18 protein-coding genes are annotated in these 24,413 nt (G+C 27.6%); 7 read left to right on the top strand and 11 right to left on the bottom strand.

The features are described 5' to 3' along the window. Positions 1-2: 2 nt before the first annotated feature. Together CRU95_RS05450 and CRU95_RS05445 are read left to right on the top strand one after the other, a co-directional pair. Positions 3-2,228 (top strand): EAL domain-containing protein, encoded by a 2,226-nt coding sequence (locus CRU95_RS05450; protein ID WP_129100129.1) that lies wholly within the window; start codon positions 3-5, stop codon positions 2,226-2,228. Positions 2,229-2,309: 81 nt separating this feature from the next. After that, positions 2,310-5,396 (top strand): efflux RND transporter permease subunit, encoded by a 3,087-nt coding sequence (locus tag CRU95_RS05445; RefSeq protein ID WP_129100128.1) that lies wholly within the window; start codon positions 2,310-2,312, stop codon positions 5,394-5,396. A gap of 2 nt (positions 5,397-5,398) precedes the next feature. Here CRU95_RS05445 and CRU95_RS05440 read toward each other — a convergent pair whose 3' ends face one another. Beyond that, a complete protein-coding gene (locus CRU95_RS05440; RefSeq protein ID WP_164969737.1) occupies positions 5,399-6,172 on the bottom strand; it encodes a hypothetical protein in 774 nt (257 codons plus the stop codon). A gap of 146 nt (positions 6,173-6,318) precedes the next feature. Here CRU95_RS05440 and metA point away from each other — a divergent pair, with 146 nt between their 5' ends. Next, positions 6,319-7,227 (top strand): homoserine O-succinyltransferase, encoded by a 909-nt coding sequence (gene metA, locus CRU95_RS05435; RefSeq protein WP_129100126.1) that lies wholly within the window; start codon positions 6,319-6,321, stop codon positions 7,225-7,227. Between the two features lie 22 nt (positions 7,228-7,249). Here metA and CRU95_RS05430 read toward each other — a convergent pair whose 3' ends face one another. The 3 genes from CRU95_RS05430 to CRU95_RS05420 are packed head-to-tail and all read right to left on the bottom strand — an operon-like array spanning position 7,250 to position 12,919. Continuing rightward, the gene (locus CRU95_RS05430; protein WP_129100125.1) at positions 7,250-8,638 is read right to left on the bottom strand and encodes an efflux transporter outer membrane subunit; all 1,389 of its coding nucleotides are present in this window, start codon (positions 8,636-8,638) and stop codon (positions 7,250-7,252) included. Next, a complete protein-coding gene (locus CRU95_RS05425; protein WP_129100124.1) occupies positions 8,631-11,768 on the bottom strand; it encodes an efflux RND transporter permease subunit in 3,138 nt (1,045 codons plus the stop codon). The genes CRU95_RS05430 and CRU95_RS05425 overlap by 8 nt, the downstream gene beginning before the upstream one ends. After that, positions 11,765-12,919, bottom strand: coding sequence for an efflux RND transporter periplasmic adaptor subunit (locus tag CRU95_RS05420; protein WP_129100123.1), 1,155 nt, complete (start codon positions 12,917-12,919; stop codon positions 11,765-11,767). Before CRU95_RS05420 ends, CRU95_RS05425 begins: the two co-directional genes overlap by 4 nt. A gap of 103 nt (positions 12,920-13,022) precedes the next feature. Between CRU95_RS05420 and CRU95_RS05415 the strand changes: the two genes are divergently transcribed. Further along, entirely contained in the window at positions 13,023-13,562 is a 540-nt protein-coding gene (locus CRU95_RS05415; RefSeq protein WP_129100122.1) for a TetR/AcrR family transcriptional regulator, read from the top strand. 351 nt (positions 13,563-13,913) lie between these two features. Here CRU95_RS05415 and CRU95_RS05410 read toward each other — a convergent pair whose 3' ends face one another. The 3 genes from CRU95_RS05410 to CRU95_RS05400 form a co-directional block, all read right to left on the bottom strand. Further along, entirely contained in the window at positions 13,914-14,552 is a 639-nt protein-coding gene (locus CRU95_RS05410) for an alanyl-tRNA editing protein (protein ID WP_129100121.1), read from the bottom strand. 22 nt (positions 14,553-14,574) lie between these two features. Further along, entirely contained in the window at positions 14,575-14,880 is a 306-nt protein-coding gene (locus CRU95_RS05405; RefSeq protein WP_129100120.1) for an NIPSNAP family protein, read from the bottom strand. A 72-nt stretch (positions 14,881-14,952) separates the two neighbouring features. Further along, positions 14,953-16,017, bottom strand: a complete 1,065-nt coding sequence (locus CRU95_RS05400; protein WP_129100119.1) for a 12-oxophytodienoate reductase — start codon at positions 16,015-16,017, stop codon at positions 14,953-14,955. Between the two features lie 94 nt (positions 16,018-16,111). On the opposite strand from CRU95_RS05400, the gene CRU95_RS05395 reads away from it, so the two are divergent. Then, positions 16,112-16,456 (top strand): helix-turn-helix domain-containing protein, encoded by a 345-nt coding sequence (locus CRU95_RS05395; RefSeq protein WP_129100118.1) that lies wholly within the window; start codon positions 16,112-16,114, stop codon positions 16,454-16,456. A gap of 37 nt (positions 16,457-16,493) precedes the next feature. Here the strand turns inward: CRU95_RS05395 and CRU95_RS05390 are convergent, their stop codons facing one another. From CRU95_RS05390 to CRU95_RS05380, 3 genes are read right to left on the bottom strand one after another with little or no spacing between them, the layout of a single operon-like run. Further along, complete coding sequence (locus tag CRU95_RS05390; protein ID WP_129100117.1) at positions 16,494-18,137, bottom strand: efflux RND transporter permease subunit; 1,644 nt, start codon at positions 18,135-18,137, stop codon at positions 16,494-16,496. Next, positions 18,137-19,684: an efflux RND transporter permease subunit gene (locus CRU95_RS05385; RefSeq protein ID WP_129100227.1), complete on the bottom strand. Its 1,548-nt coding sequence runs from the start codon at positions 19,682-19,684 to the stop codon at positions 18,137-18,139. The genes CRU95_RS05390 and CRU95_RS05385 overlap by 1 nt, the downstream gene beginning before the upstream one ends. Before the next feature lies 1 nt (position 19,685). Continuing rightward, positions 19,686-20,498 carry an efflux RND transporter periplasmic adaptor subunit gene (locus CRU95_RS05380; RefSeq protein ID WP_129100116.1) on the bottom strand — a complete coding sequence of 271 codons (813 nt, stop codon included), beginning with the start codon at positions 20,496-20,498 and terminating at the stop codon, positions 19,686-19,688. A 159-nt stretch (positions 20,499-20,657) separates the two neighbouring features. Between CRU95_RS05380 and CRU95_RS05375 the strand changes: the two genes are divergently transcribed. Together CRU95_RS05375 and CRU95_RS16600 are read left to right on the top strand one after the other, a co-directional pair. Continuing rightward, on the top strand, positions 20,658-22,121 hold the full coding sequence (locus CRU95_RS05375; protein WP_129100115.1) for an NAD(P)/FAD-dependent oxidoreductase: 1,464 nt from the start codon (positions 20,658-20,660) through the stop codon (positions 22,119-22,121). 16 nt (positions 22,122-22,137) lie between these two features. Then, positions 22,138-22,290, top strand: coding sequence for a hypothetical protein (locus CRU95_RS16600; protein WP_164969736.1), 153 nt, complete (start codon positions 22,138-22,140; stop codon positions 22,288-22,290). 62 nt (positions 22,291-22,352) lie between these two features. Here the strand turns inward: CRU95_RS16600 and CRU95_RS05370 are convergent, their stop codons facing one another. After that, complete coding sequence (locus CRU95_RS05370) at positions 22,353-24,326, bottom strand: EAL domain-containing protein (protein WP_129100114.1); 1,974 nt, start codon at positions 24,324-24,326, stop codon at positions 22,353-22,355. Between the last annotated feature and the right edge of the window lie 87 nt (positions 24,327-24,413).

Below are 24,413 nucleotides of genomic sequence, written 5' to 3'. Positions count from 1 at the left end.
ATATGTCTTTATCTAAACAACTTTATTTAATAATATCTGTAATATTTTTTGCGATATTTGTAGGTAATTTTATTATTAGTGTCAATAATACAAAAGAGTATTTAGAAATAGAATCAGCAAATAAAGCACAAGATACTGCAACTGCACTGGGAATAAGTCTTAAATCACTTATTGGTGATAAACATGACCCCGAAATAGAAAGTACAATAAAGGCAATTGCAAATAGAGGATTTTATAAAGAAATAAGACTTGAAGATGTTGAAATTTCATTTACAAATGATGATTTAATCAAAAATATCGAAGATATGAATATAAATAAATATAGCACTATTGACGATGTTAAAATTGACCCTAAATATGGGAAAATAGAAAAAGATACCAATGACTCTTATTTTGAAAATGCTTTAGACTCTCTTGATTCTGTTTCTAATAATGAAGTAGTAGCTAATGATATTAAAACAAATACTAAATATATTTTTACACCAACAGATGAATATAAAGATGGTGGTGATTTTGAAGTTTCATTTAAAGTAAAAATTAATAATAAATTAGTAAATGCCAAATCTCAAATAAATCTAAATAAAATTTTAGTAAAAGAGTATAGAGAAGAGAAATTTGACTATGTGCCTCAATGGTTTATAAATCTAATCCAATTAAATATGCAAGAAAAATCTAGTGAAATAAGTGATGGTTGGAAAAAAGTAGCAACTATTTTTGTAAGTTCAAATGCAGGCGATGCCTATGCAAAACTATATGAACAAGCTAGAGGAGCTATAATATATTCACTTATTGCCTTTTTTGTATCTTTAGCTATCTTAGTTTTATTTTTACAACTTATTTTAAAACCTTTAAAAAATATAGAAAAACTAGCAGTAAATATTGCCCATGGTAAATTTGGAAAAATAAATAAACTACCTGTAACAACTGAGATAAAAAATGTAGCAATTGCTATGAATGACATGTCTAGCAAGATTGAAGGAATTATCAAAAAACTTAATGCAAATATTGAAAATGTTACTAAAAAAATCTCTCAAGATGGACTTACTAAATTAGAGATGAGACAAACATTTGAAACAGATATGAAAAATATGTTTATTTCTAAAACGGATGGTTATGTAATAAGTTTAAAAATCGAATCTTTAGCTGAATTTGCTAAAAATAACTCAAATAGTGCAGTAGATAAATTCATCAAAGATTTTGCAAATATATTACAAGACTCAAATGAATCATTTAACTTTGAAATAAAAGCCTTTAGATTTTTTGGTTCAGAATTTGCATTAATTGCTAAGAGTTGTTCTGAAGATGATATTAAAAGATTAAGCCAATATCTCAAAGCGAAATTTGATGTTTTTTCAAAAGAAACAAATTTAAAAAATATTTCAAATATTGGGATAACTATGTTTAACCAAATAGGAACAATTCCTGAAATGTTAAGTGCGGCAATAGAAGCAAGAGAAAGTGCAAAACAAATTGGACCAAATGAAGCAGTAATAAGAGATGCAAATGATTTAGCAAGAGATATGGAATCATGGAGAGAGTTAATTTTTGATATTATAGATAATTCAAAATTTGATGTAAAATATATCAATAATGAATATATATTAACAGGAGAAAATGAAGGTAAACTTATTATGCAAGAAGCCTTTACTTCTGCATATGATAAAAATGGTGAACAAATACCAATTGGAACATTTATCTCAATTGCTGAAAAATATGAAAAAGTATTAGATTTTGATAAAGCTGTTGTAAGTAGTGTAATTAATCATATTAAAGAAAATAAAATTGAAAATAATATTTCAATAAACCTATCTCTTGATTCTATTATTGATTCTAACTTTATAGATTGGTTAACAATTACTCTTGAGAATAACAATTTGATTGCAAAAAAATTAGTATTTTCAATTACAGCATATGGAGTTGCGAAAGATATAGAGCACTTTAAAGTTTTTGCAAAAATTGTTAATCAATATCATGCTAGAATTATTGTAAAAAGATTTGAATCAAAATTTATCCCATTAGAGAGTATAAAAGACTTAAATCTTGACTTTATAAGACTTGCTAGAGATTATACAAATGGAATATCTTCTGATTCTGGAAAACATGCTTTTGTAGAGTCTATGCAAGACTTGTGTAATTTAGTAAATATACAAGTAATGGCTGAAAATGTAAAAGCAGATGAAGACTTAGAGAAAGTAAAAGAAATAGGACTACACGCAGCTAGCAGATAAAAAGCTTATATTAGTAATTATTAATCCAAAATTAATAATTACTATCTATAATTTTATGTAAATACTAAACTTAGGCAAAATATGTTTGAAAAAATTTTAAAGTTTTTTGTGGAAAATTCAAGAATCAATTACACTCTTTTTTTCATGATTTTTGCAATTGGAATCTGGGCATATAACAAAACTCCAAAAGAAATTTTTCCTACTTTTGAACTTGAAATGATTTCAATAAGTGGTTCTTATACAGGAGCATCTGTTGATATTCTTGATAAGATGGTAGTAAATGAAATAGAAGATGACCTAAAAAATCTTGATAGCGTTGATACAATAACTACTATTATTAGTCCTAGTAAATTCTCTATTATATTAGAACTAAAAAAAGGAAAAGATAGATACAACGAATCAGATAAAGTAAAAGATATAATTACTTCTGTAAAAAAAGACCTTCCCTCTGATATGGATGAACCAACTGTTAAAGTAATAGATAGAACTAGAACTTTATTGGATATATCATTGACCTCTTCAAAATACACTCTTGATGAATTAAAACCTTTAGCTGATGATATTAAAAGTCAGATAATGACAATAGGTGGCATAAATGAAATAACTATATTTGGTGATTCTGATAAGTTTTATGAAATATCACTAGATGATAATAAAATAGAAGCCCTTAAATTAAATAAGACCGAAATATTTAATGCCATATCAACACTTTCATATATTTTCCCAATAGGTAAAATAGAAGGGGAAAAACACTATTATATATCAACATACAATGGTGCAAAAAATGCCCAAGAATTTGCAAAAAGTGTTATAAAAATAGGAAATCAAACAGTTTATTTAAGTGATATTGCAACTGTTAAAAAGAAGTATGAAGACTCTTCAACTCTTTACTCCTTTAATGGCAAAAATGCCTTATCTTTAAAAGTAGAACAAAATGATACAGCAGATGCTTTGGTTATAACAAAAGATATTGAAAAACTTTTGCCAAAACTAAATAAACAAAATAAAGATGTAAATATTGTAATAGCAGATGATAATAGCGAGAGGATACGAGATAGATTAAATATTGTCATTTCAAATATCATGCTTGGTATTATTCTAATTACAATAATAGTTATGCTTTTAATCAATGCTAGAATGTCTTTTATTATTGCCCTTGGTATTCCAACTTCATTTGTAATAGCTGCAATATATTTTTACTTATCTGGTTATTCAATAAACATGATTTCCCTTGTTGGAGTTTTGATAGCCATTGGTATAGTTGTTGATGATGCTATTGTTGTAAGTGAAAATATTCAACAATATATAGAAGAAGGATATGCCCCAAAAGAAGCAGCAGTATTAGGTGCAAAAGAGATGGTAGAACCTGTAACCATAGCTTCAATTACAACTTTATTTTCTTTTTTACCAATTTTAATGATAAGTGGAACACTAGGTGAAGTTATGAAACTTATTCCTATAGCTCTTTCAGCTTTAGTCGTTGCCTCATTAATAGAATCTTTTATATTCTTACCAATACATGCAGCACATACTCTTAAAAGCGATTCAAAAGTCACTTCTTGGGAAAAAGTAAATGTTCTTTATAATAAAACACTTCATTTTTTTATGGATTGGAAAAAAACATTTTTAACTATTTTTATCATTTTAGTACCCCTTTCTACTTATCTTATAGCAAAAAATTCAAAATTTCAGATGTTTCCAAAATTTGATGCTACAGATGTGAAAATAACAATTAAAGCTAACCAGAATACAAAACTTGAAGATGCCTTTAAAATAGTACAAGATATAGAAAAAGACTTAATAGCTAAAAAAGATGATTTTTATATAAAAAGTATTGATTCAGTTGCAGGATATAGAAGAGATACGGCAAATAATACTGAAAGATTTTCTTATGTTATGTATATGACACTAGAGCTTCAAAAACCAAAAGAAGCAAACTTTTTGGATAAATATGTAACTCCTTATTTGAGTTTTTATTATGATGATAAAAATAGAACAAGAGAATTAAAATCAAAAGAGATTGCAAAACAATTAAAACAATTCTTAATAAAACAAGATTACAAATCTAAATATAAACTATCAGAAATATCAGTTCTAGAAAAAAGAGTAGGACCTATAAAGTCTGATATTAAAATCGGACTTATATCAAATGATAATAAAAAGATAATAAAAGCAGTCAATGAACTACAAAGTTCTCTCCAACAATTAAATGGTATAAAAAATGCCTCAAATACTCTGAAGTTTGGAATTGACGAAATAAAACTAAAGGTAAACACTTATGGAGAGTATCTTGGTTTGGATGAGTCAAGTCTTGGTTCATATTTGTCTAATCTTTATCTTTTAAAGAAAAAAGCTGTTAGTTTTGATACTACTGATATGCTTGATATAAAAATACAAAGCTTAAACAAAGACAATTTTGAAGCTTTTAAAAATACACAAATCCCACTAAGTGATGGAATTTTTGTTAGTTTATACGAAGTTGCAGATTTTAATATAATAAAAGGGTTTGAACAACTTATGAAAGAAGATGGAGAAAAGAATTTTTATGTTTATGCAAATGTTGATCCTGAAATTCTAACTGCAAGTGAAGCCTTAGAAAAGATAAAACCTATTTTAGATAGGTTTAAAAATGAAGGGATTAAATTAGTTCTAAAAGGTGAAGCAGAGAAACAAGCAAGCTTAAGAAGTGATATGTTATTTGCTTCTACATTAACTTTTGTTTTAATTATGTTGTCAATGTTGTACTTATTTAATTCTTTTAGGGAAACTTTTATTTTGATGAGTGTTATCCCTTTCTCATTATTAGGAGTTTTAATAGGTCATAATATTATGGGCTTAAATCTTTCAATGCCTTCACTTATTGGAGCACTTGGGTTAGCAGGAGTTGTCATAAATGATGGAATTATTATGATGACATATTTAAAAAAGGCAAAAAATATAGATGAGATTTTTTCTAGAGCAACAAAAAGATTTAGACCAATTTTCATTACAACAATTACAACACTAATAGGTATGAGTTCGTTGATATTTTTTCCATCAGGGCAAGCAGTTATATTTCAACCCATAGCCATAGGACTTGGCTTTGGGCTTTTATGGGGAACAATTTTAAATCTTATTTATCTACCAGTTTTGTTTACAATTACACACAAACTAAGAAAGAGTTTTTAATCCTATAAAAAGATAAATAATGATTTTATAGTATTTAAACTCATTTGGGTAGGTTCAGTTCCTAGTCTTTCTAAAGTAGTACCTACTCTAGCTTTCATTTGTAAAAGAATATGTTCAAATGATAAATTTGAATATCCAAAAATACTCTCTTGTCCATTTTTAATAAAAGCAAGATTTTCAAAATCTTTCCAAGTTGGTTTTAATCCAGCTTTAACTTTTTTTTCTAATTCTATTTGCCAATTATTTTGCCAAGTTAAAAAAAGGTAATTATTGCTTAAATCTTTTTCAACTTTAATTTTCCAAGCTAATATTTGCAAATTATTGTAAAGTTTTAAAAGCTTCTCTTTATCATATGAAAAAGCAGTTATCTTATAACTACTAGACATATCATATGCATCATAAATGTTTTTATATAAGCCAAGTATCAAATAATCATTTCTATTTTTAATATCATCTTTACTAAAAGCAATTTGTAAATAACTTTTATACGAGCTTACCTCATTATTTTTAAATTTTAAGTTTACAGTATCTTGTAAATTGTCAATTTCAGTATAAATTTTACTTGCTAAATTTTCATCATAAGCTCTTGGATTTCGTTTATCAAGTTTTTCTTTTAATCTAATAACTAATTTACTGATTTTTTTATAATCACTTTTTATCTCAACAGCATTGTTTGATTGAAACATCTCTTGAACATTCTCTTTTTTTATGGAAACACATCCAGTAAAAAATGATACTGTTATTACAAGTAATATTATATTTTTCAAATATGGCAATCTTTGTCCTTTTTATTAATAAATTGGTTTCTATTCTAGCATATTGATACATAAAAACTATTTTATTTTATCTAGCAAAAATAATACAATCTGCTCTTTTTATTACTTTAATGTTATAATTTCCAAAAATTATTAAGGAGGTTAATATGCCTATTGTTATTCCTAGAAAACTCCCAGCTGTTAAAATTTTACAAAAAGAGAATATTTTTATCATGAATGATAAAAAAGCTATGAAACAAGATATTCGACCTCTAAAAATTTTAATACTAAATTTGATGCCAAATAAAGTAGAAACAGAAACTCAATTATTAAGACTTTTAGGGAATACTCCCCTACAAACAGAGATTACCCTTTTGAAAACGGCAACATATCAATCAAAAAATACTTCAGAAGATCATTTAGAAAGTTTTTATAAAACCTTTGAAGAGATAAAAGAACACAATTTTGATGGACTAATAATAACAGGGGCTCCCATAGAGACTATGCCTTTTGAAGAGGTTTCTTATTGGGAAGAGTTGACACAAATTATGGAATACTCAAAGACAAATATTACATCTACTTTGCATATTTGTTGGGGCTCACAAGCAGGGCTTTATTATCATCATGGAATACCAAAATATGAACAAGACAAAAAAACATTTGGTGTTTTTGAACATGATTTATTCAATAAAACAAACCCTCTTTTAAGAGGTTTTGATGATGAAGCTTATATTCCACACTCAAGATATACAACTGTTTTAAAAGAAGATATTGATAAGGTTGATGATTTAGAATTACTTCTATATTCAGAAGATTCAGGTGTTTGTTTAGTAGCTTCAAAGGATAGAAAACATGTATTTATGAGTGGACATGTTGAGTATGATTTTGATTCTTTACAAAAAGAGTATTTAAGGGATGTAGAAAAAGGGCTTGAGATAGAGGTACCTAAAAACTATTTTAAAAACAATGACCCAGAAAAAGGCCCAAAAGTAAAATGGCGTTCAGCTGCCCATTTATTATTTGCTAATTGGTTAAATTATTTCGTTTATCAAGAAACCCCTTTTGAGTTGAAATAAAAATAAAAAAAAGAAAATAGATTTAATCTATTTTCTCATTACCTCCTAAAGAAGTATATAAATTTACTCTATTTATTAACTCACTTAATTCAGTATCAATTAAAGCCCTTTTTGAATCAAAAAACTTTTTTTGTGAAATTAAAACATTTAAATAGTTCCCTAATCCATACTTATAAGAATTTAAAGATATGTCATAACTTTTTTTTGCTGTATTTACTAAATCTTTTTGTGCCTTGAGCTGTTTAGTTATATTCGATCTTTCACTCAATGCATCAGATACATCTTTAAATGCAGACTGTATGGTTTTTTCATATTGAGCAAGAGCTATTTTTTGTTGAGCTTTAGCATAATCCAAATTTGCCATATTTTCACCTCCTTTAAAAATAGGTAAATTAATACTTGGTATAAAAGACCACACAGTATGAGAATTTCCATTAAACAATGAACTCAAAGAATTACTTGCAAGACCATAATCTGCTGTTAAACTAATTGAAGGGAAAAATGCAGCTCTTGCAACACCTATATTTGCATTTTTTGCTTTTAAATTGTATTCAGCTTGAATAATATCAGGGCGTGAAAATAAAACTTTTGATGAAATTCCAGGTCGAATTAGCATAAGACTTTTTTCATTTTCTTCAAAACCAGTTGGTATTAAATTTTTAGGAATTGTTGTTGCTACCAAGAGTTCTAACGTATTCTTATTTTTTTCAATAATTGTTTTCTGATTTAAAAGGCTTACTTCTGCTTCTTTTAAACTCGTTTTTGCACTAAGAGCATCATCAATTAAGGCAATACCCATATCAAATTTTTTTTGTGTTAATTCATATGATAAAGTTAAATTTTCAATACTTTTTTCTAATATTTTCAACTGTTCAATATTTGCACAAAGAGTATTCCAACTATTAATAACTTCAGAGATTAAACTAATTTTTGTTGCAGTTGTTGCATATTTTGTAGCTAAATAACTTTGTAATGCAAAATCATTTGAATTTCTAATTTTCCCAAATAAATCAAGCTCATAAGAAGCTCCAAATTTTGAAGAATATGTACGAGAGATTTCTGTATTATTATTTGATGTAATGTTTCTTGAGTTTGTATTATTGGCTTTTGCATCAATAGAAGGAAAATATTTTGATTTTTCTATTTTATATGTAGCTCTTGCTGATTCTATATTTAAAATTGCTATTTTTAAATCTCTATTATTTTCAAGAGCCAATTTAATCAATTTCTTTAATTTATCATTTTTTACAAAATCTTCCCACTTTGGTTGTATATATTCTACCTTAGTATTTTTATCTACTGCATCCTTAAATTTAGGTGGTATTATAGAGTTATTATATGCAATTTCTGGCTTTAAACTACATCCTGTAAATATAAGAATATTTATTAAAATAAATAAAAATTTAAACATCTTTTGTACCTTTTATCTCTTTTTTTTCAAATACTTTTTTTATTAAAATGAATAAAAGAGGAACATAAAATATTACTAAGAGCGTGGCTGTTAGTGTACCACCAATAATTCCTGTACCTATTGAAATCCTACTATTTGCTCCTGCCCCTGTTGAAATTGCTAAAGGAATAATACCAGCAATAAAAGCTAATGAAGTCATAATTATTGGTCTAAATCTTAAAGTTGCTCCTTTTACTGCTGCAACTGTTAATGATTCACCTTTTTTATATGCATTTTCAACAAACTCAACTATCAATATTGCATTTTTAGAGACCAATCCAATTGTTGTTAAAAGTGCAACTTGAAAATAAATGTCATTGTTTAATCCTCTAAAATATACTGCAATAACGGCTCCAACAACTCCTAAGGGTACAGCTAATAAAACAGAAAAAGGAATACTCCAACTCTCATATAAAGCAGCTAAACATAAAAATATAACAACTAAAGATAATACGTATAAATATATAGCTTGACCGCTTGACAATCTTTCTTGATAAGATAAGCCACTCCATGCATATTTAGTATCTTTATTATTAAGTTTTGCTAATCTTTCCATCTCATCCATTGCAACTCCAGAACTTACCCCAAAAGCAGCTTCACCTTGAATTAAATAAGAAGCTAAGCCATTATATCTTGTCAATGATTTCTCAGATTTTTTCCAAGAGATATTAGTAAACTCTTCAAAAGAGACCATTTTATTTTCATTATTTCTAACATTCCATTGATATAAATCTTCAGGTTTAGATCGGTATTTTGCATCAGCTTGTACATAGACTCTTTTTATTCTTGATTTATCAATAAAATCATTAACATAAGAACCTGCCCAAGCTGTATTTAGGGTATTATCAATATCATCATAAGATAATCCCAATGAAAAGATTTTTTTCTTATCATAATCAAGTTTTAATTTTGGTGTCTCTTCAGTTCCTTCAACTCTTGCATTTACTATCAATTTATTTGAATTTATTTTTTTTAATAAAGAATCTTTTGCTACTGATAAATCATCTCTTGTCATTTTAGCACCAGCTTGCAATTGAAATTCAAAGCCATCTGTATTACCTAAACCAGGAACAGAAGATGGATTCATTACAAATACTTGTGCATCTCTTATAAAATATTTTGACTTATTATCTGTAAACTTCATCATTGCTCTATTAGCAATGGAATCTGCACTATTTTCTATACCAGCTCTTTGATCCCAATTTTTTAACTCAACAAATCCTAATCCTCCATTTTGTCCATTTCCTGAAAAAGTAAAACCAACAATTGAAAAAATAGAATTTATATTACTTTTTTCTTCTGTTAAAAAATAATCTCTTATTATTTTTTCAGTATTTTCAGAACGTGTTGTACTTGCACCAGCTGGAAGGGTAAATTGAATCATCAAATCACCTTGATCTTCAGGTGGTATAAATCCCGTAGGCAATTTTACAAAAAATAAAATACTTACAGCTATTATTGCAATATAAGCAACAAGTGATCTCATAGGAGCATTAATAAATTTAAAAATTCCTGATTTATATTTTTTTGTTAAATTAGTGAATTTTCTATTAAACCAATCAAGTACATCATTACTCTTTTTATTTGGATTATGAGGTTTTAAAAAGGTAGCACAAATAGCAGGAGATAGTGTCAAGGCTACAACAACTGATAAAACCATTGAAGATATAATTGTAACTGCAAATTGTTTATATATAATTCCAGTAGAACCTGTAAAAAATATCATTGGCAAAAATACTACAGAAAGTACAGTTGCAACTCCAATTAAAGCACTCGTGATTTCATCCATTGCTATAATAGTTGCTTCTTTAGCACAAAGCTTTTTTTCTCTCATATTCCTTTCTACATTTTCAACAACAACAATTGCATCATCAACTAATAAACCTATGGATAATACCATTGCAAACATAGTTAAAGAGTTTATTGTAAATCCTAAAAAATTCAAAATAGCAAAGGTACCAAGCAGTACCACGGGTACTGCAATAGCAGGGATTATAGTTGCTCGCCAACTATTAAGAAAAACAAACATTACAACGACTACCAAAAACACAGCTTCAAATAGTGTTTTTACAACTTCTTTTATAGATTCTTCAATAAAAATAGTTGTATCATATGGATATGAAATTATGTATCCACTTGGTAAAGAGTTTTCAAATGATGATAAATATTCTCTAACTCTTTTTGCTACATCAACAGCATTTGCACCAGAAGATAATTTTACACCTATACCACTTGCTTGATATCCATTATTTTTTGATATAAAAGAGTAATCATTACTACCTAATACAACTTTTGCAACATCTTTTAAAAGAACATCTGCACCATTTTTATTACTTTTTATTACAATATTTTCAAACTCTTTTGCATTTTCTAATTTACTTCTTGATACAACATCTGCATTTAACTCTTGACCTTTTACCTGTGGTCTTGCTCCAATACTTCCTGCAGATACTTGTGCATTTTGTTTTAAAATTGCATTATTAATATCAGAAGGCATTAGATTATAAGATTTAAGTTTTTTGGGATCTATCCAAACTCTCATTGCATATTCTGAACCAAAAAGTTCAACTCCACCAACACCATTTATTCTAGAAAGTCCATCTTTTATATTGGTGATTAAATAATCTGAAATATCATTTTCACTTGATTTTCCTGATTCATCATGGATACTAAGTATCATAAGAAAATCATCTTGTGATTTTACAACACTAACCCCTTCTTTTCTAACATCTTCTGGAAGTCTTGGAAGTACTTGTTGAATCTTATTATTTACTTTAACTTGAGCAATATCTGGATCTACACCCTTTTCAAATACAACATTTATACTTGAACTTCCTGTTTGGCTAGTTGAAGAAAAATACAACAATCCATCTAATCCAGTTAATTCTTCTTCTATAAGTTGAGTGATACTATTTTCAATAGTTTTAGCTGTTGCTCCAGCGTATGTTGCTTGAATATTAATTGTAGGAGGAGCAATATCTGGATACTGTTCTACTGGTAAATTTTTTATAGAAAGTAATCCTAATAACATTATAAGTAAAGATATTACCCATGCAAAAATAGGATGATTAATAAAAAAACGAGCTATCATTTTACTTCTGCTTTTGAGTTATCTACATATAAATTGTTAAGATCTTTTGGAATAACAATACTTTTTTCATTGATTTTATTTAGACCCTCAATTATAATTTTATCTGTTTGTGAAATACCATCTGTTACAAGCCATTTATTGCCTATTGCTCTTATTACGGTTATTATTTTTGTTTCAGTAGTATTATTTTTTTGAATGGTAGTAACAATATAATTAGATTTTGCATCTAAAGTAACAGCTTGTTGGGGAACTAAAAAAGCACTAGAACTACCACTCTCAATTACCGTATTTACAAACATATTATCTAATAATTCTCCATCTGGATTTGGGAATTCTGCTCTTAAAGTTACATATCCAGTATCTTCATCAACTGATATTTCTTGAAGTTTGAGTTTTCCAGTATGTTTATACACAGTATCATCTGGCAAAATGATATTTACATTTATTTCATCTTCTTTTATTCTATCTTTATTTAATTTTTTCAATTTAAATAGTTGATTGTTAGATTGACTTAAATCTACATATACTTTATTTGTATCTCGTATTGTAGTTAATGCATTTGTTTGATTTTGCGAAACTAAAGCACCAACAGTGTAATTAGATATTCCAATAAAGCCTGAGATTTGTGCTTTTATTTTTGTTCTATCTAAATTAATTTTAGCACTTTTTACCAAAGCTTTATTTTGTTCATCCAAAGCAATTGCTTGTAAATAAGCAGCTTTGGCATCATCTGCTTCTTGTTTAGATATAACATTAAACTTTACAGATTCTTTATATCTCTCATTCTTTAATTTTAGTGTAATTAAATTTGCTTCTGAACTTTTTAATGTTGCTAATGCTTCTTCATAAGTGGCTTGATATGAATCGGGATCGATTACATATAAAATATCACCTTTTTTTACATAACTTCCTTCTTTAAAAAGTCGTTTTTTTATAATACCATCAATTTGTGGTCTAACTTCAGATTTGTAAATAGCTTTGATTCTTCCTGATAACTCTTGTTGAAAAGGAACTTCTTGTTTATTTAGTGTTATATATCCAACTTCAATTTTTTGTTTTTCTTCCGAAAAATCATTCTTTTTTTGATTACCACATCCTAATAAAAGAATCGTAAGTAGTAATAAAAATAAACCTTTTAAGCAAAATTTCATTAATTAACCTTTACAATACATACGTATGTATTTAATGGCATGAATACTATTTAAAGTAGTCTTAATTTTTTATTAAATAATATAAAATGAAAAAAGGAAGCGTTTGGGTACAAAAAATAAAATAGATAAAAACTATTTAATAAGTATTATTGAAGATATTATTTTGAATGAAGGTATTTCTGGTTTAAGTATTAGAAAGGTAGCTAAAAAAGCAAATATTTCAATAGGTGGTATTCAATATATTTTTGGAAATAAAGAGGCTATGATAAAAGCAGTTTTTGAAAAGAATGATGATGATTATAACCATCAAATAAAAAATTTGTCAAAAGATACGAATTCAAAATATTCCGAATTAAAAGCACATATTGAATATATTTCAAAGTATAATAGCAATGAAGAATTGGATAAAATATCTAAAGTTATTACTGTGCTTTTGCAAGACAAATCTGTTTTCGAAGGATTACAAGATTGGCATAGCAGTGCCCTAGGATCAATTGATACAAATACAGATGAAGGTAAAAAGTTAAGATTAGCTTTCTTATTTTCAGAAGCAATGTTTACTTCTATGACTTTAAAATACATCAATCTATCAGAGAAAGAACAAAAAGAAATTTTCGAAGATTTGAAAACTTTTCTATTATAAAAATGATTTAGTTTTATTTTTCATGGTATTTATAACTCAAAAAGTATTTAATTTCTAGTATATCACTTTTTACACATATATTCTCAAGCTATTTTTTTGGTCTAATTTTTCTAAATAACACACTTGCAAGCACAAAAGTAACCGCTTCAGCAATTGATATTACTAAAAATAACAAGAAAAATAAAACTTCTTGATAGTGCAATAATCATTAAATCCAATGGGCTTTGATATGGTTGATGGCTTTTTCTCAAATAGAGTGCAAACACAGGTTTTACTTTTTGCCACCAAAAAGTGAAGAAGCGAAAACCCTTAGGTATTCATGAGAGAAAAGTTAGAATTTAAACTTATATATTAATTAATATAAATCTCTACTCTCTCTTTACCTTTACCAATATTTTTCCTTTTTAAAATCAATTGCCCTACTTCTGATGTTTTTTTCAAGTGAGTACCTCCACATGCTACTTGTGCAAAATCTTCAACTTTCCAATACCTTCGTTCGTTTTTCTCATCTGAATAAGCACTTTCAATAAATAAATCTGCATCAATTAAACTTTGTGCTTCTGCTTGAACTTCAGAAAGCAAAGAAGATATGCTTTCATTCAATTCAAAATCTATTCGACTTTTATTTTCAGATATGTGGGCACCTATTTTTTCGAGATTAGTAAATCTCTTGTAAAATAATTCTAATACAACTTCAGCCGCAAAGTGTAATTTCATAAGTTTATACCGTCGAGTCCAATCAATTTTAACTAATACATCTTGTCCAATAACAAAATTAGAGGCTGATTCAAGTGTATAAAAAATTGACTTACCAGATTTCTCTGCCTTAATTACTTCAAAGCCATTAATTGTTCCCTTATCACTTTCTTGACCACCTGATTCAGCATAAAAGATTGTCTCTTCTAATTCAACCTTATTATCATCAATTGATTTTATTCTTGTATGTAATTCAGTCTGATATGGATTTTTCCAAAATACTTTATTACTCATTTTAATTCTTTTTATTTTCTTATTAACTAAAAACTGGTCTAAAAAAGCTTCTTTCATAACTGATAATGCAATTTGTATCTTCTGCATATTTAAAGGCAGCTATACACTCTTTATCTTCAAAAGATTCATTTCTATATTTTTCATAAGTAGCTAAACTTGGAAATGTAAATAAAGCTAAAGCAACATTGTTTTTTCCTTCTGATGGAAGAAAATATCCATGATGTGTTCCTCCAAACTTATTTACTAAAGGAATCCATAATTTTGCATAATGTTCAAACTCTTTTATTTTATTTGCATCAATTATATAATTTAAATAACATGTTATCATAGTATATTCCTAATATTTATTTTGCAAAATTCTAACTACTTTGCTCTTAAATTAACAAGTATGTCATTGATTTTAATACAGTACTTTTAAACAATCTTCATTAAAAGGAATGATTTCACTTATTCTATTATCTTTTATTTTATTTACCCAATTAGCATCAGCTAACAAAGCTCTTCCTACAGCAACCATATCAAACTCATTATCTTGTAGTTTTTTTTCTACTAATTTAATAGTTTCCAAATCTTCATCAAGTCCAATATTTCCAACTGTTATTACTGGCTTATTTGTTATTTTCTTAACATATGCAGCAAGAGTAAGTGGTGATTCTTTAAAAGCTGGCATCCAAAATCTTCTCTCACTAACATGAAAAATATCAACCCCTGCTTCAACTAGTGATAAAAGAAGCTCTTTTAATTCTTCTTTATTTTTAGCAATTTTTGCATCATAATATCCAGTTTTCCATTGTGAAAAACGAAATACTACGGGAAAATCTTTTCCTACTGCTTTTTTTATTGACTTTACTAATTCACTTGCAAAACGCAATCTATTAGTAAATGATCCTCCATATTTATCTGTTCTTTGATTTGTTTTTTCCCAAAAAAATTGATCTATCAAATATCCATGGGCAGCAAGAAGTTCTACTCCATCAAAATTCAACTCCTTTGCATCAAGGACAGCTTTTGTAAATGCTTTAATTACTTCATCTATATCATTTTGACTCATAGCTCTTACAGTTTGTTTACCTTCAATATATTCATTCATTGGACCAATACTTAGCATATTTTCATTTGGAGATACTCCTAGTTTTCTTGTGTTTCCTGCATGCCAAAGTTGTGGCATTATTTTTGCCCCAGAAGCGTGAACTTTATCCACTAGTTTTTTCCACATAATTAAAGCATCACCATAAAATGCAGGAGCATCAAAATTACCATTTGCAACTTCATGATTTACAAATGTTCCTTCACTTATAATTAATGCTGTGCCACCTTTTGCTCTTCTATCATAATAACTTATCATATCTTCTGTTGGTATATTATTTTTAGCTTGTGTTCTTGTCATCGGTGCCATTGCAATACGATTTTTTAAAGTTAAATTTCCTAAAGTAATAGGAGAGAATAAAATTGAATTTTCTTTCATGATTATTTCCTTTTATTTTTTCGAAACTTTAACTTTTATATGTTATATTGTCAAGAACTACCTCAAGAGGTATATACATACCAAAAGGATACTAATGCAGATAAAATACAAAGAAAAAGATTATACATGTTCCTTTGAGTTTGTCCTAGATATCGTATCTGGAAAGTGGAAAGGACTTGTTCTTTGGCATCTTAGTAAGGGAACAATGAGATATAATGAAATTCATAAAATTTTAGGGAAAATCACACAAAAAATGTTGACTCAAACCCTTAGGGATTTGGAAAAACATAACCTTATTTCAAGAAAAGTTTATCCAGTCATACCACCAAAGGTAGAATATACAATAACAAAAAATGGTGAAAAACTTATACCGATTTTTTATCAATTATCAAAATGGGGAGATGAAATGGCAGAAGAGTATGGAGAAGTAAAAAAGTGATAAAACTAATCCACTTTTTTATTTTCTCAAATTATTTCTAATCCTTTAAAACACTCTCATCAATATTATCAATCAATACAGGAACAACAAAAATTGATGCAATTACTGCTGCTATTGTTCCAAAGATTAACGAGACACCAAGACCTCCAAAAACTGCATCGTTTGATAGTAATAATGAAGCTAGGATAATCGAGGCAGCTGTTAGAATAATTGGTTTTGCTCTTATTGATGCAGATGTTGCTATTGCTTCTTTCTTCTCTATTCCAGTTGCAACTAAATGTTTTGTAAAATCTATTAGTAAAAGTGCATTTCTTGAACTAATACCAATTAGAGCAATAAAACCTATAAGAGAAGTTGCTGTTAAAAAGAAAGTGTGGGTTGTAACTATATCTACAAATAGATGTCCAAAAATCACACCAATGATTGATAAGAAGCTTGATAACAATACAATTCCACTTAAAGCAAAGTTTTTATAATAAACAACCATAAGTAAAAATATAAGAACAAGTGCTGCTATAAAAGCCCCACCTAAATCCCTAAAAGTATCTAATGTTACTTTTAATTCTCCATCCCAAACAAGCTTTAATTTTTCACCTGTCTTTTTATCTGTAAGCCAAAGGTTTAACATATTTGCACTTGTCACTTTATATTCATCACCAAAATTCTCTTTTATAAAAGTTCTAGCATCAAGTAGTGGATAGATTTGAGATACCATATCTGTTTCTGCCACTACATTTAACATAGTTTTCAAATCTTTTGAATATATCGTTTTTTCATTTTTTACTTTTTTTACTTTTACAATACTTACTAAAGGCACTAAATTACCATTTGAGCTTTTTACTTTTAAAGATGATAAGGCATTATTCACATCAAAATCTCTTTGTTTTGTTCTCATAAATAAATCAATTTGAGTAGAATATTTTGATGAATTTTTAGTATTTACAACTTTACCATTAAATGCTGTTTCAAGTAAGTCAGTTACACTATTTACTCTTATTCTAAGTCTTTTTATTTTTTCATAATCAAGGATATACTCATACTTTTCATAATCATCATCCCCAATAATATCAATATCAACTAAGCCATCAGTTTTTTTGAAAACTTTTTCAACTTTTCTTGCAAGTTTTTCTATAGAGTTATAATTATCTCCATAAATTTCTGCAACGATTGCTGCTAATACAGGAGGACCAGCTGGTGGTTCTACCATTTTTATAGTAGCCTTTGGATTGATTTTTTCAACAACTTTATTTATCTCTATTCTTAATCTTTGAGCCATAAGAAATGAAGGTTCTTCCCTATCATGCTTTTTTAAAATATTTACAACTATTTCTGCAAAGTTCTCTCCACTTTTTAATCCACTCATTTTAACAAGTCCTGCAAAATCAAGGGGAGATGAAGTTCCTAAAAAAACTTCTGAGTCTAAAACTTCTTTTTCTTTTTGTAATACACCAACAACACCATCAGTTACTTTTTTTGTCTGATAGATTGAACTTCCTGTTGGTAAATCTACATATACCGTAAAAGTATTTGAATCTTTTCCTGGAAGCATTTTTGCTTTTACAACTTCTAAAGGAAGTAAATATACAGAAAATAAAAAGGCAAATAGAGTTACCAAAAGTATTATTGTTTTATTTTTTTTATTTTTTATACATAAATGAACCAGATTATTAATACTATTCATTATTTTCCTCTTTTTAATATTTTATTTGCAAAATATGGGGTAAAAATATATGCTATTATAAGTGAAGCAGCCATCGCTACTGGTACATTTAGAGGAATTGGTCTCATAAATTGTCCCATCATTTGTCCTACAAATGCCATAGGTACCATTGTTAGAATAATTGCTATTGTTGCTATATTTGTAGAAGCTCCAATTTCATCAGTTGCTTCTACCATAATCTCTTCATTTGTTTTATTTTTACTATCTTCTTTATGAAAATGTCTATGAATATTTTCTACCACAACAATAGCATCATCAACTAAAAGTCCAAGGGATAAAAGAAAAGCAAACAGAGTAATTCTATTTATTGTCTGATCACCTAAATATGCTACAAAAAGAGTAATCGCAAAAATAGCAGGAATGGTAAAAGTTACAATCATAGCCTCTTTCCAACCAAGCACAAATATCAATAATAAAATAATAATAACAACTGAAATCAAAAGGTGAAACATAAGTTCAGTTACAGCATCATTTGCTCTCTCACCATCATTTCTTGTAATAGTGTAATTTATTCCCTCTTTTTCAAATTCACTTCTCATTTCAGATAATCTTTCAGTTACTTCATCAGCTATTACAACGGCATTTGAACCTTTTAATTTAGATAGGGTTAGTGTAACTTGTGGATAAAGATTTTTATCTTTTAGATTTATTTCTACTTTTTTATAGTTTTGAAAGTCAACCCCATCACTTATAGTAGCTATATCTTTTAAATATACAATTGTATTACTTGCGGGAATAATTATATTTTGAACATCATTTATAGATTGAAGTACATTTTTTATACTTCCAATTCTTATCTCATTTCCCCTAGCTTTTTTTAACTGGGGAGAATTAATTATAATAGCACTAAGGGCTTGTTTTACGTCATTGATTGTTAAATTGTAACGATTTAGTTTATTGGTATCAAGTAAAATATTAAATTGTTTTTTATGTCCACCAATAATATTAGCTTGTGCTATATTTTCTATAGCATTAAATTTTTGTTGTAACTGTTTTACTTTTTCATATAAATCTGCTTGACTAATTTTATTATTTTTAGAATAAAAAGCAATAGAGTAAATAGGAATATCAGTATCAATATCAAGAGGTTTTATAAGCGGTTGACTAGCTCCCAGTGGTAATATATCTAAGTTTTGCATCATCTTATCATACATTTTTAGATTTGATTGCTCTTTATCTTCTCCAATAAAAAACATGACATTTATTATTCCCACATCTTGTCTTGCTATTCCTTGAACATGCTCAACTCCTAAAACCTCTTTCATCTTTCTCTCAATTGGTTTTACAATAACATTTTCCACTTCTTGAGGTGTTGCACCAGGAAGTGAAACTATAATATTCCCACCAGAAACAATCATTTGTGGATTTTCTTCCCTTGGCATAAAAGTAAGTGCTATATATCCTAAAATCAAAATAAAAACCGCAATTACGGGAGTTAAAGAGTTATGTAGAAAAGTTTTAGAAAGTAGTCCACCAATATTGTGTACTTTTATAGATTTGTAATCCATCTTATTCAACTCTCACTTTTGCATACATTCCAGGAAGTACTCTTTTATCTGTTCTTTTAAAACTTAGCTTTACTCTAAAACTATTAATCCCAGAATCAACACTTGGCAATATCGCTACTACTATTGCTTTTTGATTTATATTAAGAGATTCAATATAGATATCTAAATTCTCTTTTTCTCTAAATTTTGATAAATCACTCTCAGCTACATCTAAATAAAGATTTAAATTATCAACATCACTTATTGTTAAAAGTGGTGTACCAGCTGTTGCCAATTCCCCTTCATTGATATTTTTTTTGATTATTAAACCATCGCTTGAAGCTCTTATATTTAGATATTTGAGATTTTTATTTATCTCTTGAAGTTTATCTTCACTTTGTTTTATAGATTTTTTTGCTATTTGTAGATTTTTATCTAGATTATTTTTTTTAAGTTCAAAATTTTCAAAATCATTTTTTGAAATCATCTGTTTTTCAAAAAGTCTTTTGTATCTATCAAAATCAATTGTAGCTTTATCTAAATCATTTTTTGCAATATTAAAATTTAACTTGGCTTGTTCAATACTAAGCAAAGTTTGAGATTTTGAAGTTGACATTTCTTTTGAATCTATTTTCAAAAGAAGTTTTCCTTTTTTAATATATTCACCTTCACTAATATAGATTTTTTCTATATATCCATTATATTTACTTGAAATTGTCTTTTGATTATCACTAACAATAAAACTAGATAATTCTAAAGGCTCACTATATAGGTTTGTAGAGATTATTGAAAGTATAAAGACCTTCAATAGATGACTTAAAAGAGATGTTTTCATTAATATTTTACTCCAATTAATTATAAGTATTTATAATTATACATTTTTAAAAATTATATAAATATTAAATTATTTTAAAATAAGATATTCTTATAATTTAAGCTTTATATAATTTATAAAGATATAGAATTTGTCATTATACTATAATAAGGATAGATTATGGCAAGAGTTGTCGTTTTAGGAGGAGGGGTATCTGGACATACTGCTGCATCATTTGCAGCAAAATGGCTTGGGAAATCCCATGAAGTTGTAGTTGTTACACCAAATTCAAAATGGAATTGGATACCATCAAATATTTGGGTTGGAGTAGGAGAAATGGGTAAAGAAGATGTAACTTTTGATTTAGCACCTATATATAAAAAAGCTGGTATTACATATAAACAAGCAAAAGCCTTATCTATTCATCCTGATGGAAAAACTGAAAATTTTAAGCCCTATGTAACTATTGAATATACCAGTGAAGATAAAGCTTCACAAATAGAAGAACTTACTTATGATTATTTGATTAATGCAACTGGTCCAAAACTAAATTTTGCTGCAACACCTGGATTGGATCCTGAAGTTGATGGAAATACAGTTTCAGTTTGTACAGCAGATCATGCTGTCCATGCATATCATGAATTAGAAAAATGCATTGAAAAAATGTCAAAAGGTGAAAAACAAACTATCTTAGTAGGGACAGGACATGGAATGTGTACTTGTCAAGGTGCTGCTTTTGAATATATTTTTAATATCGAACATATTCTTAAAAAAAGAGGTGTTAGAGAACATGCCAATCTAGTCTGGATATCAAATGAAGAGACTTTGGGTGACTTTGGTATGGGAGGAATGCATATCAATAGAGGTGGATACCTAACACATTCAAGAGTATTTACTGAATCAATTTATGCAGAAAGAGGACTTAGTTGGATTACAGGTGCTCATGTAAATAAAATAGAAAAAGGCTTAGCTCATTACGAACTATTAAATGGAGAATACCATTCTCAAGAGTTTGATTTAGCTATGTTGATTCCACCATTTGCTGGAGTTGGATTAAAAGCATATGGTAAAGATGGAAGTGATATCACTGATACAATTTTTGCACCAAATGGATTTTTAAAAGTTGATGCTGATTATACTCCAAAAGCATATGAAGATTGGAAAGCTAGTGATTGGCCAAAAACATTACAAAATCCAATTTATAAAAATATTTTTGCAGTTGGTATTGCTTTTGCACCTCCTCACCCTATTTCAAAACCACAAAAATCACCAAATGGTACAATGATAACTCCAACACCACCAAGAACGGGTATGCCAAGTGGTATCATGGGAAAAGCAGTTGCACATTCTATTTGCGATATGATTACTGGAAAATCAACTACTCCTACACATACAGCAAGCATGAGTAGTATGGGTGCTGCTTGTGTTGCAAGTACGGGTAAAGGTTTCTTTACAGGAACAGCTGCTGCAATGACAGTTTATCCCGTAGTTCCAGACTATGAAAAATATCCAGAAACAGGAAGAGACCAAGACTCAACTTTTGGAGAAGTAGGAACAGCAGGACATTGGATTAAACATTTGTTACATCATATGTTTATATATAAAGCTCAACTAAAACCGGGCTGGACTTTAATCCCAGAATAATAGGAGAAATATAATTATGAATAAAAATACTAAACCTTATGAGCAAGCATACTATCCACCAAAACCAAGTAGATTTGTAAGATTTATGAGAACTTGTATCTTATGGCAAATCATTAGATTTATTGTAATTAATATTAAGATGATATTGGTTGTAAGAAAATCGCACTAGTTAATAAAGAAGTTAAATCTTCTTTATTATACTCCCTTAAAGAGTTTATTCTTCGTTTCTAATTACTTATTTAGAGCTTTTATAGAAGTTGGTTCCCCTAAATAATACCCTTGAGCATAGTCTATACCCAATTCTTGTACTTTTGATAAGATATCTTTACTAGAAACAAACTCAGCGATTGTCTTCACACCAATTTTTTGAGCAAAGTCAACTATTGTTTTCGTTACTAATTGTGCCTTTTCATCTTTGTCAATATTTTTTATCATACTAGCATCTATTTTTAGATAGTCAAAATTTAATTTTATTAGATATTCAAAATTTGAATATCCTGTTCCAAAATCATCTATAGATATTGTTGCTCCATATTTTTTTACAATTGTTATAAAATTTATTATTTCATTATAGTTTTCAATACCTTCAGACTCAAGTATCTCAAATGTAATTTTGTTAGCAATATCAGATGATTTAAATTCATTTTCTATAAATCTAATAATTTCATCATTTAACATATCATCTTTAGTCAAATTTATTGAAAATTTATAATTTGTTTTCTTACAAATATCAAAAGTTTTTTGTAACATTATCAAGGTCAATTTAAAATATATTTTGTTTTCTTTTGAGATATTTAAAAAATGTATCGGAACAATATAATCATCTTCATCACTTTTTATTCTCATAAGAGCTTCATACTTAATAACTTCTAAAGTGGTACAATCAACAATAGGTTGAAATAGTGGCACAATTTTATCTTCTTCAATTGCTCTCATAAGTCTTTGTGTCCAACTTAATCTATTTTCATACTCTTTTAAAGTTCTCATATCATCAGTATAAATAAGATAGTTTTTCTTATTCTTTTTAGCAAGTTTAAGTGCCATATCAGCATTTGGAAGAAGAAGAGTTGATCCATGAGATATACCAATAGTAAGATTGATAAAAATAGTTTTTTCATCAGATATTTTAAATTCATACTTACCTAGTTGACTTATGATATATGAAGCAATATTTTCAAACTCTTCTAAGTCAATTGAGCCATGTGATATTACACCAAATTCATCCGCATGCATTTTGTATAAAATTGAAGTAGAGGGAAGAAGTTCTTTGAATTTTTCTTTGTATTTTAAAAGTATTTTATCACCAATTTCATCACCATAAAGATTATTTATTTGCTCAAATTTATCTATATTGATTATCATAAATAATAAATCTTTTTTATTATCTAAGTCTTCCAATAAAGCTCTTCTGTTTTTTAGTCCTGTCAAATGATCATAATAAAATTGATGCTCAATTGAATCAAGCATTTCATTAAAAATAACTTGCATTGATTGTATCTCATTAATATCATAATCTACTGTTACTCTTTGTTTTATATCACTACTTTTTTTGATAATATTCGCAGTTTTAATAAAATTATTAATAGGTGAAAGTAAATATTTATTAAAATTTAAAAACAGTAGTATAAAGATTATAATTGTAAAACCAATAATAAAAATAAAAAATATATCAATCATATCATTAAAAGATATTTTCAAATCAGTTATAGGATAATTTATATTTATAACACCTAATACATCACCTGAAACGGAATTAGTATGACAAGATTTACACTTATCATTCGCAATTACAGGGAAATAATATTTAATAAGATCTGAGTTGATTATATCTAAGGATTCAGTTCCTTTAAAAGCATTTTTAACACTACTATCTGTAGTTCTTACTAGTTTATCATTTTCAATATCTCCAAAAATACTAGCAACTATTTTTCCTCTATATATAAGAATTTCAAGATTTTTATCTACTTTGTTAAGTCTATGAACAATCTCTTGAATATCATCTTTGTTCCACCCTTTTTGCATAGCTGAATACATTGATTCAAATACTAATCTGCTTGTTTTCTTTGCATCTACTTTTGCAAGGTTAACAATAACATCTCTTTTGATATATTCAATATATGCAAGTGCAAGTCCCAAAGTTATTAATAAAATAATAAATATCATTTTTGCGGTAATTTGATTGTAGCTTGTACTCTTTTTAGACATAGTTAGTTTATCTTTCGTTGTAAAAATTTATAAACTTTTAGGATAATATTCTGCATATAATTTTTATATCTTAAGTTTATCATTCTT

Origin of the sequence: Arcobacter sp. F2176, from assembly GCF_004116465.1 — a bacterium.
GTDB classification, from domain to species: domain Bacteria; phylum Campylobacterota; class Campylobacteria; order Campylobacterales; family Arcobacteraceae; genus Arcobacter; species Arcobacter siniprincipis.
Note: the sequence above shows the minus strand (reverse complement) of the source record. Positions and strands in the feature narration are given on the sequence as shown.

What these genes read in the sequence shown, in the direction of transcription:
- CRU95_RS05450 (WP_129100129.1), top strand. Translation starts at nt 3, where the DNA reads ATGTCTTTATCTAAACAACTTTATTTAATAATATCTGTAATATTTTTT.
- CRU95_RS05445 (WP_129100128.1), top strand. Translation starts at nt 2,310, where the DNA reads ATGTTTGAAAAAATTTTAAAGTTTTTTGTGGAAAATTCAAGAATCAAT.
- metA (WP_129100126.1), top strand. Translation starts at nt 6,319, where the DNA reads ATGCCTATTGTTATTCCTAGAAAACTCCCAGCTGTTAAAATTTTACAA.
- CRU95_RS05430 (WP_129100125.1), bottom strand. Translation starts at nt 8,638, where the DNA reads ATGTTTAAATTTTTATTTATTTTAATAAATATTCTTATATTTACAGGA.
- CRU95_RS05425 (WP_129100124.1), bottom strand. Translation starts at nt 11,768, where the DNA reads ATGATAGCTCGTTTTTTTATTAATCATCCTATTTTTGCATGGGTAATA.
- CRU95_RS05420 (WP_129100123.1), bottom strand. Translation starts at nt 12,919, where the DNA reads ATGAAATTTTGCTTAAAAGGTTTATTTTTATTACTACTTACGATTCTT.
- CRU95_RS05410 (WP_129100121.1), bottom strand. Translation starts at nt 14,552, where the DNA reads ATGAGTAATAAAGTATTTTGGAAAAATCCATATCAGACTGAATTACAT.
- CRU95_RS05405 (WP_129100120.1), bottom strand. Translation starts at nt 14,880, where the DNA reads ATGATAACATGTTATTTAAATTATATAATTGATGCAAATAAAATAAAA.
- CRU95_RS05400 (WP_129100119.1), bottom strand. Translation starts at nt 16,017, where the DNA reads ATGAAAGAAAATTCAATTTTATTCTCTCCTATTACTTTAGGAAATTTA.
- CRU95_RS05395 (WP_129100118.1), top strand. Translation starts at nt 16,112, where the DNA reads ATGCAGATAAAATACAAAGAAAAAGATTATACATGTTCCTTTGAGTTT.
- CRU95_RS05390 (WP_129100117.1), bottom strand. Translation starts at nt 18,137, where the DNA reads ATGAATAGTATTAATAATCTGGTTCATTTATGTATAAAAAATAAAAAA.
- CRU95_RS05385 (WP_129100227.1), bottom strand. Translation starts at nt 19,684, where the DNA reads ATGGATTACAAATCTATAAAAGTACACAATATTGGTGGACTACTTTCT.
- CRU95_RS05380 (WP_129100116.1), bottom strand. Translation starts at nt 20,498, where the DNA reads ATGAAAACATCTCTTTTAAGTCATCTATTGAAGGTCTTTATACTTTCA.
- CRU95_RS05375 (WP_129100115.1), top strand. Translation starts at nt 20,658, where the DNA reads ATGGCAAGAGTTGTCGTTTTAGGAGGAGGGGTATCTGGACATACTGCT.
- CRU95_RS16600 (WP_164969736.1), top strand. Translation starts at nt 22,138, where the DNA reads ATGAATAAAAATACTAAACCTTATGAGCAAGCATACTATCCACCAAAA.
- CRU95_RS05370 (WP_129100114.1), bottom strand. Translation starts at nt 24,326, where the DNA reads ATGTCTAAAAAGAGTACAAGCTACAATCAAATTACCGCAAAAATGATA.